At 61.1% G+C, this 15,092-nt stretch carries 12 protein-coding genes and 1 pseudogene; 10 read left to right on the top strand and 3 right to left on the bottom strand.

What is annotated here, in order from left to right:
- Positions 1-27: 27 nt before the first annotated feature.
- Positions 28-189 carry a hypothetical protein gene (locus E0D86_RS21615; RefSeq protein ID WP_231752255.1) on the bottom strand — a complete coding sequence of 54 codons (162 nt, stop codon included), beginning with the start codon at positions 187-189 and terminating at the stop codon, positions 28-30.
- Between E0D86_RS21615 and E0D86_RS11835 the strand changes: the two are divergent.
- The 3 genes and pseudogenes from E0D86_RS11835 (at position 115) to E0D86_RS11825 (ending at position 3,182) form a co-directional block, all read left to right on the top strand.
- Positions 115-1,119, top strand: a pseudogene (locus tag E0D86_RS11835) (GlxA family transcriptional regulator). The gene E0D86_RS21615 and the pseudogene E0D86_RS11835 sit on opposite strands and share 75 nt — an antisense overlap.
- Positions 1,120-1,197: 78 nt before the next feature.
- Positions 1,198-2,091, top strand: a complete 894-nt coding sequence (locus tag E0D86_RS11830; RefSeq protein WP_131650232.1) for an MBL fold metallo-hydrolase — start codon at positions 1,198-1,200, stop codon at positions 2,089-2,091.
- 251 nt (positions 2,092-2,342) lie between these two features.
- Positions 2,343-3,182, top strand: a complete 840-nt coding sequence (locus tag E0D86_RS11825; protein ID WP_131650231.1) for a bifunctional allantoicase/(S)-ureidoglycine aminohydrolase — start codon at positions 2,343-2,345, stop codon at positions 3,180-3,182.
- 220 nt (positions 3,183-3,402) lie between these two features.
- Here the strand turns inward: E0D86_RS11825 and zigA are convergent, their stop codons facing one another.
- Positions 3,403-4,608 carry a zinc metallochaperone GTPase ZigA gene (zigA, locus tag E0D86_RS11820; protein ID WP_131650230.1) on the bottom strand — a complete coding sequence of 402 codons (1,206 nt, stop codon included), beginning with the start codon at positions 4,606-4,608 and terminating at the stop codon, positions 3,403-3,405.
- 10 nt (positions 4,609-4,618) lie between these two features.
- Positions 4,619-5,023, bottom strand: a complete 405-nt coding sequence (dksA, locus tag E0D86_RS11815) for an RNA polymerase-binding protein DksA (protein ID WP_131650229.1) — start codon at positions 5,021-5,023, stop codon at positions 4,619-4,621.
- A gap of 196 nt (positions 5,024-5,219) precedes the next feature.
- On the opposite strand from dksA, the gene E0D86_RS11810 reads away from it, so the two are divergent.
- The 7 genes from E0D86_RS11810 to E0D86_RS11780 all read left to right on the top strand — a co-directional run bounded on the left by E0D86_RS11810 (position 5,220) and on the right by E0D86_RS11780 (position 14,974).
- Complete coding sequence (locus E0D86_RS11810; RefSeq protein ID WP_131650228.1) at positions 5,220-5,477, top strand: type B 50S ribosomal protein L31; 258 nt, start codon at positions 5,220-5,222, stop codon at positions 5,475-5,477.
- Positions 5,478-5,574: 97 nt separating this feature from the next.
- Entirely contained in the window at positions 5,575-7,536 is a 1,962-nt protein-coding gene (locus E0D86_RS11805) for a TonB-dependent receptor domain-containing protein (RefSeq protein WP_131650227.1), read from the top strand.
- Between the two features lies 1 nt (position 7,537).
- The gene (gene cobN / locus E0D86_RS11800; RefSeq protein WP_131650226.1) at positions 7,538-11,425 is read left to right on the top strand and encodes a cobaltochelatase subunit CobN; all 3,888 of its coding nucleotides are present in this window, start codon (positions 7,538-7,540) and stop codon (positions 11,423-11,425) included.
- 10 nt (positions 11,426-11,435) lie between these two features.
- Positions 11,436-11,915 (top strand): MotA/TolQ/ExbB proton channel family protein, encoded by a 480-nt coding sequence (locus E0D86_RS11795; protein ID WP_131650225.1) that lies wholly within the window; start codon positions 11,436-11,438, stop codon positions 11,913-11,915.
- Positions 11,912-12,235 (top strand): DUF2149 domain-containing protein, encoded by a 324-nt coding sequence (locus tag E0D86_RS11790; RefSeq protein WP_131650224.1) that lies wholly within the window; start codon positions 11,912-11,914, stop codon positions 12,233-12,235. Before E0D86_RS11795 ends, E0D86_RS11790 begins: the two co-directional genes overlap by 4 nt.
- Before the next feature lie 204 nt (positions 12,236-12,439).
- The gene (locus E0D86_RS11785) at positions 12,440-13,618 is read left to right on the top strand and encodes a DUF1624 domain-containing protein (protein WP_218568024.1); all 1,179 of its coding nucleotides are present in this window, start codon (positions 12,440-12,442) and stop codon (positions 13,616-13,618) included.
- 9 nt (positions 13,619-13,627) lie between these two features.
- Positions 13,628-14,974 carry an OprD family porin gene (locus E0D86_RS11780; RefSeq protein WP_131650223.1) on the top strand — a complete coding sequence of 449 codons (1,347 nt, stop codon included), beginning with the start codon at positions 13,628-13,630 and terminating at the stop codon, positions 14,972-14,974.
- Positions 14,975-15,092: the final 118 nt, after the last annotated feature.

Raw genomic sequence — 15,092 nt, 5'->3', positions numbered from 1 at the left:
ATGTTGTAAGGGGAAGCGTGACCATCATCAGCCATCGAGGCGCTTGTTGCGAAGTGGCGAGATCGACATCTTCAAGGGCTGGATCGACACATGCCGGATATGAACGTCATAGAGATCGGGATACTGCTGTATCCCGGTGCGCAGCTGGCGACGGTTCTGGGCCTGACCGATCTGTTCGCGTTTGCACAACGAATCGCCGACGAGCGAGGGGCGCCGGATATGCCGGTTTTGCGCATCAGCCAGTGGCAAAAACAAAGCCCGAGCGAAACTCCGGTGCGCGTACAAGATTCGCTTGCTGGCATGAGCACGACGCCCGCCGTGCTCATCCTGCCCCCTAGCCTGGAAGAACCGATTGCCACCAGCGCAGCGGCGCCTTACAGAGATGGCTGCAGGCGCAGCACCGCGTGGGGGCTACGCTCGCGTCCGTGTGTGCAGGCGCTTTCCTGCTTGGCGAAACAGGCTTGCTGTCCGGTCGCACCATCACGACGCATTGGCTCTATGTGGAGAAATTCGCGGAGCGCTTCCCCGATGTGCGGCTCGATATCGACCAGCTCATCATCGACGCCGACGACATCATCACCGCCGGCGGCGTCATGGCCTGGATCGATCTCGGATTGCGATTGGTAGACCGCTACCTGAGCGCTGCGGTGATGATCGACACCGCCCAGATGTTTCTCGTCGATCCGCCCGGACTCCAGCAGCGTTACTACAGCGCCTTCGCGCCGCGGTTGGCTCATGGCGATCAGGCCGTGCTGGCCGTGCAGCACTGGTTGCAAGAGACAGGTGCCAAGCACATCGCCCTTCCCGACCTGGCTCAACGTGCCGGCATGGAGGTGCGCACCTTTCTGCGCCGCTTTCAGAAAGCTACCGGCATGACCACCACCGAATATTGCCAGCGCCTCCGAGTGGGCCGCGCGCGCGATGCTACAGGCGAGCCAGTTACCCATCGAGCGGATCGCCTGGGAGGTCGGCTATGGTGACGCCGGAGCGTTCCGCAAGGTATTCACAGGTATCGTCGGGCTCACGCCTAGCGAATATCGACGACGTTTCAGTGGGTTTCATAGGCAGGCTTGGGCAAATTCACGACCCGCCGAAAGAATGGCCCGTTTTTATCTATGATTGTCTTTTGGGCCGCTATTGCTTCTTTCTCTCTGCTCCCACAATGCGCTCCTTCGAAACGAACCCAGGAGTCGCTCCATGCATTTTGCAAAAATCAGCAGTTCACTGGCTTTGGCCGTCAGCCTCGCCTTCACCAGCGCATTTGCCTCGGCACAACCAGCAGGTACATCAGCCACGCCTTCCGCGCAGGTGCAGCTGCAGCAGATCCGCAGCGCTACGCTGAAAATCATCTACGCCGACATGACCTTTCTTATCGACCCGATGCTCGCCAAGAAAGGCACTTACCCAGGCTTCGAGGGCACTTACCGCAGCGAACTTCGCAACCCGCTGGTCGAGCTGCCGATGCCAGCCGAAGAGGTCCTTGCCGGGGTCGATGCGGTGATCGTCACGCACACTCATCTGGATCATTGGGATGACGCCGCGCAGCAGATGCTGCCCAAGGATCTCCCGCTGTTCGTACAGAACGAGGCCGATGCCGAGATCATCCGTGGGCAGGGCTTTGGCGACGTCCGGATTCTCACGGACCAAGCGGAGTTCGGCGGCGTCACGCTAAGCAGGATTGGTGGCCAGCACGGTACCGACAAGATGTTCGCTACACCTGAGCTCGCGGAGTTCCTCGGCGTTGCGATTGGTGTCGTCTTCGAAGCGCCAGAGCACAAAACGCTCTATCTGGCAGGCGATACCATCTGGCGTGACGAGGTCGACCAGGCGCTAAGCCGGTACAAGCCCGAAGTCGTCGTGTTGAATGCCGGTTATGCACAGGTGACTGGCTATGACGGCGCGATCATCATGGGCAAGGAAGATGTACTGCGTGCCAGCCAGGCGGTGCCGGATGCAACAGTCGTGGCGACGCACATGGATGCCATCAACCATATGGGGCTGAGCCGTAAAGAGTTGAAAGCCTACGTTCAGGAGAAAGGCTTTCAGGAACGCGTCGAGATTCCCGAGGATGGGGCAACACTGAAGTTCTAAGCTGGCTTGGGACCGCCTTATCAGGGCGCCCCACCTGCGCTAGCCCAGGGCTGCTGGGGGCTGATCCAGAGACAACGGGGCTTTGAACCGACTCCATCATGCTCAAGAATGTAGATCAGGTCTGGAACGAACACTGATTGTATACAATTGCTGGAGATTTATTTGTCAGCATGTGTACAATTGAGCACATAGCTCCGCACCCAGCCTGCGGCCATCTCGACCGCAGGCACCACCAACAAGATGGGAGTCATATGGCAAACACAAGGTACTACGCCCCCACTGGCGGGCACCCAGCGCAGACTGAGTTGCTGACCGATCGCGCGATGTTCACGGAGGCCTACGCCGTCATTCCGAAGGGCGTGATGCGCGACATCGTCACCAGCCATCTGCCCTTCTGGGACAACATGCGCATGTGGGTGCTCGCCCGCCCGCTGTCCGGCTTCGCCGAGACCTTCTCCCAGTACATCGTTGAACTAGCCGACGGCGGTGGCAGCGAAAAGCCCGAGCAGGACCCGAACGCCGAAGGCGTACTCTTTGTGGTCGATGGCGAGTTCACCCTGACCCTCGAAGGCACCCAGCACGTCATGCGTCCGGGCGGCTACGCCTTTATCCCGCCGGCGGCCAAATGGAGCCTGCGCAACAACAGCGGCGCCCCTGCGCGCTTCCACTGGGTACGCAAGTACTACCAGGCCGTCGAAGGCTTGCCATATCCGGAAGCTTTCGTCACCAACGAGCAGGACGTCGAGCCGATCGCGATGCCGGGCACCGATGGCAAGTGGGTCACTACTCGCTTCGTCGACATGAGCGACATGCGCCATGACATGCACGTGAACATCGTGACCTTCGAGCCGGGCGCGGTGATCCCGTTCGCCGAAACCCACGTGATGGAACACGGCCTGTACGTACTGGAGGGCAAGGCCGTCTATCGCCTGAACCAGGACTGGGTCGAAGTGGAAGCCGGCGACTACATGTGGCTACGCGCCTTCTGCCCGCAGGCCTGCTACTCCGGCGGCCCCGGCAAGTTCCGCTACCTGCTGTACAAGGATGTGAACCGTCACATGGACCTGGGCAAATACAACCACCGGGCCTGATTCTTCGCATCGAACGCCCTCCTCGCCTCGGCCAGGAGGGCGTTTTCGTTTCTGCGGGTCGTTCTCGTAGAGGTCCGCCAGTTGATCTAGGCAGTCAGTATCGGGCTAGCTGGGAAAGTCAGTGCGATCGGGCGTACCCGGCACATACGGTCATAGCCAGAATGGAAGCGACCAGCTGTCGGCCACGTGCCGTGACTGCTTCTCGACCGGCTAGCTAGCATCAGGCGACAGCCTCGTGCCAGGGGCCGAAGGGGTCGGGAAGCCTTTCCCAGGTTTGCACGCCCGCTGCCATCTCCTGGTCGTCGAGCAGGCAGGCATCCAGTTCGACGCTCAGTCGTTCGAAATCGATGTTCTGCCCGATGAACACCAGCTCCTGACGGCAGTCGCCGGTCTGGACGTCCCAGTGTTTGAGAATTTCCTGCATCCCCTCGTCATCGGTGGGCCATTGTGTCTTGGGTACGAAACGCCACCAACGTCCCGCCAGACCATGGCGCATCAGACCACCCGCCTGGGACCAGCTACCGGCGTCGCGGTACTTGCTCGCAAGCCAGAAGAAGCCCTTGGAGCGCAGCAGCTTGCCATTGCTCCAGTCACGGATCAGAAATTCATGGAAACGCTGCGGATGGAACGGCCGACGCGCACGATACGCGGTCGAGGCGATACCGTACTCCTCGCTTTCGGACACATGCTCGCCCCGTAGCTCCTTGAGCCAGCCTGGCGCCTGGGCGGCACGCTCGAAATCGAAGCGGCCTGTGTCCAGGATACTGCCCAGGGGCACCCGGCCCATGCTCATCGGCATGATTTCGGCGTGCGTGTTGAGGCCGAGCAGGATAGCGGTCAGCTCTTCACGCTCGGAGCTGGAGATCAGATCGATCTTGCTGATCAGGATGACGTCGGCGAATTCCACCTGCTCGATCAGCAGATCGGTAATGGAACGCTCATCCTCGTCGCCCAAGGTCTCGCCACGGCTGGCCAGACTCTCCGCTTCGTGGAAGTCGCGGAGAAAGTTGATCCCGTCGACCACCGTGACCATGGTATCCAGGCGCGCCAGGTCGGAGAGACTGCGCCCCTGCTCGTCGCGGAAAGTGAAGGTCTCGGCCACTGGCAAGGGTTCGGCGATGCCGGTGGATTCGATCAGCAGGTAGTCGAAACGGCCTTCGCGAGCCAGGCGACTGACTTCCTCCAGCAGGTCCTCGCGCAGGGTGCAGCAGATGCAGCCATTGCTCATCTCCACCAGCTTCTCTTCGGCCCGGTTAAGGCTCACATTGCGTTGCACTTCGCTGCCGTCGATGTTGATTTCGCTCATGTCGTTGACGATCACCGCGACACGACGGTTCTCGCGGTTCTTCAGCACATGGTTGAGCAGCGTGCTCTTGCCGGCGCCAAGAAAACCGGACAGTACGGTGACGGGAAGTCGGTCAGTCATGGGGGGAGCCTCAGGTCTCACGTAGATGTTTCTCTTTCTTTTCCTGCCGCTCCTTGGCCTCGATGCACAAGGTCGCCGTAGGTCGCAGCAACAGGCGGCGCAGACCGATCGGCTCGCCGGTTTCCTCACACCAGCCGTATTCGCCGCGGGCCAGCCGTTCGAGCGCCCGGTCAATCTTGTCGAGCAGCTTCTTCTCACGTTCGAGTAGACGCAGCTGCCACTGGCGCTGCTCCTCCGTACTACCGATATCCGCAGGATCGCTGCTCGGCTCGTGATCGCGTAGTTCATTGAACTCGCTCGTGATTCGCTCCTGCAGCTCACGACGCTCGGTCAACAGCAGCTCGCGGAAAAACGCCTGCTGCTGTCCGCTCATATATGCGTTGGGGTGTTGCTGAAGCAGTTCCTGCTCAGTCATGGGTGGCACCAATGATCAATTGAGACGACAACATCCATAAATCAAACCGCTCTCTGAAGTTCATCTTGATAAAAGCGTTTTCGGCATACCTGCTGGGCTACGGGTGATCCCATTACGGTTTCGTCCAACTCGTATTGTTATGATATAACATTTAAGACATTTCAATCACACCCTACTCAAAATGAAGGAGCAGCTTATGAAACCAGGCATCCATCCCGACTATCGTCCCGTCCTGTTCCACGACACGGCGGCGGACGTCTACTTCCTGATCGGCTCGACGGTCGAAGCCAGCCGTACGCACCAGCACACCGATGGCAATACCTACCCTTACGTAGCGCTCGACGTGTCCAGCGCATCGCATCCGGTCTACACCGGCCAGCAGCGCAAAACGACGTCCGAAGGCCGTATCGCGGGCTTCAACAAGCGCTTCGCCGGATTTACCACGAAGAAGTGATCGCTCTTTTCACAACGCCAAGACGATCCGCTCGAATACCCGAGCGGATCGCGTCCTCACCCCGATAGCAATCATCCAAGCCACGGAAGACGCTTCAATGTCCCGCAAGACCCGCCTCCTTACTGTCCGCACACCCACCCGACTCCTTTCTGCTCTCGCCCTGCTACCCCTGACGGCACTGGGCGCTGACCAGCCCCTGAACTTCGAACCCACGGTCATCACCGCCACCTCCACGGCGCGCCAGCTGAGCGATGCCCCCGCAAGCGTTACGGTCATCACCCACGAGGAACTGAGCATGCGGCCCGTTCAGGATCTCGAAGATGCCCTGCGTGGCACGCCGGGGCTCCAGTTCACAGGCATTGGCATGACGCGCCGTGGCGTCAGCATTCGAGGGATGGGAAGCGAGCACACCTTGGTGCTGATGAATGGACAGCGCATCAATACCGCCGCTGGCGCCGTGGCGCATGCCGATTTCGACCTGGGCTGGATGCCGGTGGAGGCGATCGAACGCATCGAGGTGATACGCGGCCCGATGTCCTCGCTCTACGGCTCCGAGGCTCTCGGCGGTGTGATCAATGTCATCACACGGCGCGCGACGGACGCATGGCAGGGCGCGGCGCAGATCAACGGCGGCGTACGCGAGGACGGGCGCGGCGGCCAGACACATCAACTTGGGGTCTATGCCGGCGGCCCGCTTGTGCCTGGACTGCTCGGCCTATCCTTGAGCGGCGAGACGCGGCGCCGCCAGGAGACGCCCTTTAACGAGGACGCCTCGCTGTCGGAGATCGAAGGCCGTGACGCGCACAGCGGCGACATCACCCTGAGCTGGACGCCAGACACCGCGCAACGCATCGACCTCAGCTATGCAAGCGGCCTTGAGGATCGCTGGCGCAATACCCGCAGTGCAGGACGCGCACCGGTGGATTACGAGTCCAGCGACCGTATCGAACGTGAGCGATTCTCCCTCGCCCATAGTGGCGATTGGTCGTGGGGCAGCAGCTCGCTGCGCGCCTACCGCAACACACTGGAGCGCACCAACCGCTATACCAACGGCGTGGTCCCCTCCTCGCCACGTCAGGAACTCACCGACGACATCGTCGATGGCAGCCTGACCCTGCCATTCGCCGGCATGCACCTGATCACGCTCGGCGGCGAGTGGCGCAAGGAGCAGCTGGAGGACGGCGGCTTTACGACAGGCGATGCCCGAATCATTCACCGTGCGCTGTTTCTGCAGGATGAAATCCAATTCAACCCAGCGTGGTCGCTGGTCCTGGGCAATCGCTTCGATCAGCACGAGGAATATGGCTGGCACAACAGCCCGCGTGCCTACCTGGTTCACCATGTCAACGATGCCCTGACTATCAAGGGCGGCGGTGGCCGCGGGTTCAAGGCGCCCTCACTCAAGCAGCTATCGCCGGGCTATTCGGCCATCGGCGGCGGCGGGATGTTCAGGATCTACGGCAATCCGGATCTCGAACCCGAGATCAACACCATGTACGAAATCAGCGCGGACTATCAGGCAGACGGCTGGTCCGTGAACGCGGGTGTCTTTCAGAACAACGTGCGTGGTCTGATCCAGACGGTCTGCGTATCGAGCTGTGGCGTTCGCGGCCAAGAAGTTCGCAACTACGACAACGTCGACGAGGCGCGCATCCGCGGGCTCGAGCTAGGTGGCGGTCTGGATTTGCCCGCCAACCTGCGCTGGGACCTGAATTACACCTACCTCGACGCCATCGACCGCAGCGCCGACCGGCGCCTGGGTGATCGAGCACGCCATCTGGCCAACACCCAACTGCAATGGACGCCGAACGCCACGTTCACCGGGCAGCTGCGTGGCGAATACGTCGGCAGCCAGCTGACCTATTCCAGCAACACGGCCTATGCGGTGCCGGCCTACAGCCTGTGGCATCTGGAACTGACGCAGCGGATTACCGACACCCTGAGCATTCGCGGCGGCATCGAAAACCTGACCGACGAAGACTTCAGCGATGCGTCTGACAACTTCACCTTCGCCGAACCGGGCCGCACCTATCACGTCGGCTTGAGCCTGAGTTTCTGACATGACCAGTTGGATCAAAATCGGCGTGGCGCTAATCGCGCTGGCCGGCTGGGGAGCGGCTGCGTTCGCCAACCCGGTACGGCAAGACATTCATGTACAGGTGCTGACGACCGACTTCGTCCTGCAGGGCAAGTTCGACCGGCTGGCGGGCTGGGCGGACCAATACGGTGTCACTCTCGATACGCTGCGCGTGTCCTCTGTAGCTACGCCGCAACACGGGACTGACACGGACCTGCTGATACTGGACACGCCGCGCCCTGGGGACCTTGCAACAGTCCAGCAGCAGTTCGACGCGCTAATCGCGAAGGGCACGCCTTGGATACGCGTCGGCGGTGGCTCGCCTGCCTTTGGCAACCTGCCCACGCCGGTCGCCAAGCGGTTGATCGGTTATTACGCCAACGGTGGCGAGCAGAACTTCAGGGATCTGTTCGCCTACCTGCAAGCCTGGCACGACGACCTCCCCACCGACTCGATTCCTGCCCCTACGGAGCTGGGCAAGGTCGGTTTTTATCACCCCGACGCACCCGCGCCCTTTACAGAACTCGACGACTACCTCGCCTGGGGCGCCGATCGCTGGACGATAGATGCGCCGCGTGTCGCCTTCGCCATTCACCGCGGTGCCGTCGTCGATAGCCAGTTGCAGTTGATCGACGCGTTGATGAAAAGCAGCGAGTCGCGTGGCCAAGCTCCAATCGCGTTCTGGATAGATGACAGGGACCCGCAGGCGCTGAGCAAGGTGCTGGTACCCGCACGCAGCGATGTGCTGGTCAACCTTCAGCACATGCAGAACGGTCCGGCACGTCAGGCAGAGTTTCTAGTACTTGGCATCCCGGTGCTGTCCACCCTGACCTGGCGTGAAGGTGATCCTGCGCATTGGCGAGCGTCCGATAGCGGTATTACGGCGCGAACCGCCGCGGCCATGCTGACCATCCCGGAAAGCTGGGGCATGACCGATCCGCTGGTGATCGCCGCCGTCGAAAACGGCGAGCCGACCCCGATCCCCGAACAAGTCGAGGCGCTGCTCAGCAAGGCCGACAGCCTGACCCGGCTGCGTCGGCTTGCCGCCGCCGAGAAGCGTCTGGCGTTGATGTTCTGGAACCATCCCGACGGCGAAAAGAATGTGGCCGCCTCGAACCTCAACGTGCCGCGCAGCCTGGCGCACCTCTCCACTGCGCTGCTTGGAGCCGGTTATGACGTACCCGCTACGGATGAGGCACGATTGATCGAAACGGCGCAGCGCCTGCTTGGCGGTTACTACCGGCCGCAAACGCTGGATTCTCTGCTAGCCGACGGGCTTGCCGTGGCGTTGTCACTGTCGGATTACCAGCGCTGGCTCGCCAATCTGCAGGCACCCAGCCGCCAGGCATTGCTTGAGCGATGGGGCGATCCCGCTGACCATTGGGCGCTACGCGATATAGATGGCCAGCCTCACTTCATCATTCCCGCCGCGCGCCTTGGCAAGCTGTTGCTGCTGCCGCAACCGCCGCGTGCCGGTCGCCCCGGTGAGGCCTATCACGACAGCAAGGTTCCGCCCGATCATCTCTATCTGGCCGCTTATCAGGCGCTGCGAGAGGGTTTCCAGGCCGATGCCCTGATCCATTTCGGCACGCATGGCACGCAGGAATGGCTACCCGGCAAGGATCGCGGGCTGGCCGTGAGCGATTACCCCTTCCTTGCGCTGGGCGATATGCCGGTGTTCTATCCCTATATTCAGGACAACATCGGCGAGGCCATACAGGCACGCCGCCGCGGCCGCGCCGTCATCGTCAGTCACCAGACGCCACCGTTTGCGCCAGCCGGGCTCTACGATGAGCTGCGCGACATGCATGCGCTGATCCACGAGTATCAGCAACTCGATGAGGGCGCGGTGCGTGAAAACACGGCCGAACGTATTCGTCGGTTGACCCTGGAAAACAAACTGCTGGAAGACTTGGGCTGGGACGAAGCGCGCATGCGTGCCAGTACCGAAGAGTTCCTGCTGGCGTTGCATGATCACTTGCACGACATCGCCCAGGCGAACCTCCCGCTCGGCCTGCACACCTTCGGCGAGCCTGCATCCACCGAACATCGCCTGGCCACCGTGCTGCAACAACTGGGCGAGCCCTATCTGCGCGCGCTGGAGCTGACCGATGACGAGCCGATGGCCGAGGATTTCGCCGGGCTACAGGCCAGCCTTCCCTACCGCACGCTGCAGCGTTATTTGCGCGAGGGTGAAAGCCTTGATTCGATTGCCGATGCACGACTGCGCGAACAGATCGAACGCGCACGCGAGTTGGACGCCCGGCTGACCGACACGGGGGAAATGGAAGCGCTGCTGACCGGCCTTGCCGGTGGATTCATCGCACCCGGCCCTGGGGGCGACCCGGTGCGCAATCCGGACGTGCCAAGCGGTCGCAACCTCTACGCCTTCGAGGCCGACAAGTTGCCGACCCGAGCGGCCTATGAGGCAGGCGACAAGGCACTGGAGCAACTACTCGCGAGCTACCGTGATGAGCACGAAGGCGAATTGCCGGCGAAACTCGCGTTCAGCCTGTGGTCCTCCGAAGCCATGCGCCACATGGGCATTCTCGAAAGCCAGGTCCTGCATGCACTGGGTGTACGTCCGGTTTGGGATGAGGGAGGACGGATTCGTACCCTGGAAATCATTCCGGCAGCGGAACTTGGCAGAGCACGCATTGACGTCGTCGTCCAGGTCACTAGCGTCTACCGCGATCAGTTCGACGGCTTCATGCGTCAGCTAGCCGATGTAATGGAGCGTCTCGCCGTGCTGGATGAGCCGGGCAACACGCTGGCCACCAACAGCCGACTACTGGCCCAGCGGCTGGTGGATCAAGGGGTCGATGCCGAGCGCGCCGGGCGCTTGTCGCACTTGCGGCTGTTCGGTAACGAGCCCGGCGATTACGGCACCGGCGTTTCTCAGTTAACGATGGACTCGACACGCTGGGAGAACGATTCGGCCCTCGCAGAGCAGTTCATCTCGCGGTTGCAATATGGCTACGGCACCGGCAGTTGGGGAGAAAAGATCGAGGGCCAAAACCTGTTCGCCGAACAACTCAAAGGTGTCCAGGCTGCGATCATGGCCCGCTCCAGCGAGCTCAACGGCGTGCTGTCGACCGACCATCCATTCGAGTTTCTAGGGGGCCTGTCACTGGCGGTCCGCCATCTCGACGGTGCCAGTCCATCACTCTACATATCGGACCTACGCAAGGCCGAGCCCCGCACGACGGGCGCGGCGAGCTACCTTGCCAGTGAACTGCGCAGCCGCTACCTGAACCCGCAATGGATCAGCGCGATGCAGCAGGAAGGCTACGCCGGCACGTTGGAAGTGCTGAACGTCGCCAATAACCTCTGGGGCTGGCAGGCCGCCGACCGCAGCATGGTCCGCGCCGATCAATGGCAGGCCCTGCATGACACCTTCGTCATGGATCAGCGCGAGCTTGGCCTCGATGAATGGTTCGAGGCACACAACCCCACGGCCCAGGCCCAGCTGATCGAGCGTATGGCCGAAGCGATCCGCAAGGGCTACTGGGATGCCTCCGATCAAACCCGCCGCGAACTGGCCGAACGTTGGCAGGCGCTCACCACCGAACATGGCGCCGATGCCGGCGAGCCGATCACCCGAGACTTCATCGAACAGATGGCCGCCGGTTATGGCCTCGCTCCAGAAGCCGCTCCAACTGCCGAAACGCCCACCTCATCAAGCAACGCGAACGCGGGTGAAACGGTACGCGGCCAGGTGATGCAAGAAGTGGCTGAGCAACCGAACGAAGCGCCGAGCCCATGGCGGCTTTTGCTCGGCATCGCCGCGTTGGCGTCGTGCCTGGTACTTGGCGCGCTACTCCAAGCGCTCGCTAACCATCGCGTCGAGCCCGTTTTGAACCCTCAATGAACCGAAACCCATGAACGCACTTGAAACCAGTCTCTACGAACTGACACGTATTTTTCTCGCACCCGTCCTGCTATTGATCCTGGCCGCGCTGGCCTATGCCTTTCTGGCATTGGGCAGCTTCGCCATGGAGGCCTGGCAACGCCGTAACGGCCGCTATCGCTCCGTCCTTGCGGCGCACCAAGCGGCAAACGGTGGCACCAGCGATGACCTCGAACTCTGGATCATGCAACGCCTGGAATGGCTGCGCGTGACCTCGCGGAGCGCGCCGATGCTTGGGCTGGTCGCGACCATGATCCCCATGGGCCCAGCCCTGCTGGCACTGACCCAGAGCGATGCAAAAGGCATCGGCGAGAATCTGGTGGTCGCCTTCTCCTCGGTGATCCTTGCGCTCATCGCAGCGAGCATCACCTTCTTCGTTCTCACCGTTCGGCGCCGCTGGCTGTTGCAGGAGCTGCGTGCCATCGAGCGCGCCGGGGTACATCACCGATGAGATTTCTCGACCATGACGAGGACGATGACCCGCTGCTGTCGGTGGTCAACCTGATCGACCTGTTCCTGGTGGTGATCGGCATTCTGCTCATCGTCATCGTGCAGAACCCGCTCAATCCATTCAGCCAGGAGAAGGTCGTGGTTATCGAAAATCCAGGCGAAGCGAACATGCGCATGCTGATCAAGGATGGTCAGGAGCTGAAGCAATATGAGTCAAGCGGCGAAATCGGCGAGGGCCAGGGCGCCAAGGCTGGAATCACCTATCGCCTGAACGACGGAAGGATGATTTACGTGCCCGAGGAGAAGGCATTGGTTAAGTAATTTCTAACCGTGATCTAGGCAAAAGAAGACAGCCCAATCCTATTGAGGCCACATCGGTATCGGGCCGACAGCTGCCGGTAGTCGAACCTTACGCGGGGCCAGGTCGAAATTTGGCGAACAGTCATTCCAAATGACCTTGTTATATTATAACTTTCGCATCCCGCTTTATATCCAGGACGCGCTTACATGACTAACGCCGCCACGATGCCCGCAGCCGGCACGCTTTCATCCCTTCATGTGAAGACGCAGATACGCACGCGGATGCTTGCGATCGATGCATTGCGCGGGCTGGTCATGCTGTTCATGCTCGTCGACCACGTGCGGGAGACCTTTTTCCTGCACGTTCAGGTAGGCGACCCCATGGATCCGGTCAACACGCCACCGGAGCTGTTCTTCACGCGTATCAGCAGCATGGTCTGCGCACCGGTCTTTGTATTCCTGACCGGCCTTTCCGCATGGTTATACGGACAAGCCCACAGTCGCAGTGAAGTGTCGATATTCCTGCTCAAGCGTGGCGTGTTCCTCGTATTCCTTGAGCTGACCCTGGTGAACTTCGCTTGGAACGCGACCTTCGTACCGCCTACCCTGTGGTTGCAAGTCATCTGGGCCATCGGCCTGAGCATGATCATGCTGGCCGCGCTTATCCACATGCCGCGTGCAGCCTTGGCGGTACTGGGCTTCGTTATCGTTGCCGGACACAACCTGCTCGATGGCATCGTACTGACGGCGGATTCACCCTTCTTCGAGATCTGGTCGATCCTGCACCAGCGCTCGTTCCTGGAGATCACCGAGCACACACGGGCACGGACCACCTACCCGATCCTGCCCTGGGTCGGCCTTATCGCGCTTGGCTATTGTGCTGGACCGTGGTTCGCCCGCGACGCCGACCCGGCGCAACGTGTACGCCGCCTCATGACCTGGGGTATCGGTTTGCTGGTGGGTTTCGTCCTGATCCGCTACCTGAACGTCTATGGCGACAAGCCGTGGAGCACCATGGAAAACGGCGTACGCACCTTCATGAGCTTCATGTCGCTTACCAAATACCCACCTTCCCTGATGTTCCTAATGCCAACCATCGGTGTCGGCTTTCTGCTGCTCGCCTGGTTTCAGCAACTCGAAGGGCGTCCCGTGCTGAAGGTGCTTTCGCTGTATGGCGGTGCGCCGATGTTCTTCTACGTCCTGCACCTGCTGGTACTCAAGGCGCTTTACCTGATCGCTGTGCAGATCTGGGGCCTGAATCAAGGCAACTACTACGGTTTCGATAGCCTCGGGGGTATCTGGCTATGGGCAGTGATGCTGTCGGCGGCGCTTTATTTTCCGACCCGCTGGTTCGCGCAACTCAAGCAGCGCCGTCGCGATATCGCTTGGCTGAAGTACTTCTAAGGCTTGGTGATGAACAGAAAAACCGGTTACTGGATGCGGATGCTGTCGCTCTCATGCCTGCCATTGGCGGCATGTGCTGGCGCACAGGAGCAGGCGGCGGGTTTCATCGAAGATGGCACATGGAACCTGCTAAACCGCACCGTCTACGACCGTCGTGATTACCGCCACGGTGGGCTCAACGGGGCCGCGCGCAATGCAGCTAAACCGCGCGGCGAGCGCAGCGATCTGGCGGAGGAATGGGGCTACGGGCTAATGGGCAGCTACGCCTCAGGGTTCACCCAAGGCACGGTCGGCTTCGGCCTCGATGGCCACGCCTATCTGGGGGTAAAGCTGGACAGCGGCGGTGGTCGCGCTGGCAAGGCTCGCCTGCTTTCGGTGGATAACGAGGGGCATCCCAAAGATGACTATGGACGCGCTGGTGCGGCGGCGAAGCTGCGTCTGTCATCCACAGTGCTGAAATACGGCGAGCAGCGGGTGAAGACGCCCGTCTTCGGCTCGTCCGACAGCCGCCTGCTGCCTGAAACCGCCACGGGGTGGTGGGTGACCAGCCAGGAATGGGGCGACCTGACCCTCAACGGTGGTCATTTCACCGAAAGTACCGACCGCAATGCCAGCAGCCACGACCGTGGGTTCGTCGTGAACTACTCCAACGGGAGACAAGGCGACTCGTTCGACTTCCTGGGCGGCAGCTACGACGGCATGGAGCGCCTCAACCTGACCCTTTACAGCGCGCAATACGACGAAACCTGGCGGCAGCATTATCTAGGCGGCGTGTACGCATGGCCGATTGATGATGAACAGGCGTTGTCCTTCAATCTGAATCTCTACCGCACACAGGACACCGGAGAGGCACGCTCGGGCGCTATCGACAACACCACCTGGAGCTTGATGAGTTCTTACTTGCGCGGTGCCCATCGCTTTTCGTTGGGCTACCAGAAGGTGCATGGGGATACGCCGTTCGATTACGTCACCCGCGGTGCCATCTACCTCACTAACGCGGTGGCGCTGTCTGACTTCAACGGGCCGAATGAAGTCTCATGGCAATTACGCTATGACCTTGCGATGGCCGCATACGGCATACCCGGCTTGAGTTTCAGTGCAGCATATATTCGCGGCAGTGGCATCGACGGTAGCGATGTGGACCCCAGCGGTGGCTATACCTATCTGGGCTATGGGCGTAACGGACGGCACTGGGAGCGTGACCTGGAAGCCCGTTACGTCGTACAAAACGGGGCCGCGCAAGGGATGACCTTCAGCGCCCGCTATGCGGTGCATCGGGGCAACATCGATCAGGCGGAATTGGACGCCGACCAGATTCGCTTGGCGGTCGAGTATCCAATCCAGGGAATGTTCTAGTCCGCGACGCGGCGAGAGGCTACCGGGTCTATCCGAATGCAGGCCGCACGGCGGCTCGGCGCCGGTGAAGAGGCACGATGGATGCCCGCCGATACACAAGCATGGCTGCGATCGTCTC

The sequence above is a fragment of the Pseudomonas sp. IC_126 genome (assembly GCF_004331835.1).
Lineage (GTDB): Bacteria > Pseudomonadota > Gammaproteobacteria > Pseudomonadales > Pseudomonadaceae > Stutzerimonas.
The sequence above is the reverse complement of the archived record's forward strand: the minus strand, read 5'-3'. Positions and strand labels throughout refer to the sequence as shown.

What these genes read in the sequence shown, in the direction of transcription:
- E0D86_RS11830 (WP_131650232.1), top strand. Translation starts at nt 1,198, where the DNA reads ATGCATTTTGCAAAAATCAGCAGTTCACTGGCTTTGGCCGTCAGCCTC.
- E0D86_RS11825 (WP_131650231.1), top strand. Translation starts at nt 2,343, where the DNA reads ATGGCAAACACAAGGTACTACGCCCCCACTGGCGGGCACCCAGCGCAG.
- zigA (WP_131650230.1), bottom strand. Translation starts at nt 4,608, where the DNA reads ATGACTGACCGACTTCCCGTCACCGTACTGTCCGGTTTTCTTGGCGCC.
- dksA (WP_131650229.1), bottom strand. Translation starts at nt 5,023, where the DNA reads ATGACTGAGCAGGAACTGCTTCAGCAACACCCCAACGCATATATGAGC.
- E0D86_RS11810 (WP_131650228.1), top strand. Translation starts at nt 5,220, where the DNA reads ATGAAACCAGGCATCCATCCCGACTATCGTCCCGTCCTGTTCCACGAC.
- E0D86_RS11805 (WP_131650227.1), top strand. Translation starts at nt 5,575, where the DNA reads ATGTCCCGCAAGACCCGCCTCCTTACTGTCCGCACACCCACCCGACTC.
- cobN (WP_131650226.1), top strand. Translation starts at nt 7,538, where the DNA reads ATGACCAGTTGGATCAAAATCGGCGTGGCGCTAATCGCGCTGGCCGGC.
- E0D86_RS11795 (WP_131650225.1), top strand. Translation starts at nt 11,436, where the DNA reads ATGAACGCACTTGAAACCAGTCTCTACGAACTGACACGTATTTTTCTC.
- E0D86_RS11790 (WP_131650224.1), top strand. Translation starts at nt 11,912, where the DNA reads ATGAGATTTCTCGACCATGACGAGGACGATGACCCGCTGCTGTCGGTG.
- E0D86_RS11785 (WP_218568024.1), top strand. Translation starts at nt 12,440, where the DNA reads ATGCCCGCAGCCGGCACGCTTTCATCCCTTCATGTGAAGACGCAGATA.
- E0D86_RS11780 (WP_131650223.1), top strand. Translation starts at nt 13,628, where the DNA reads ATGAACAGAAAAACCGGTTACTGGATGCGGATGCTGTCGCTCTCATGC.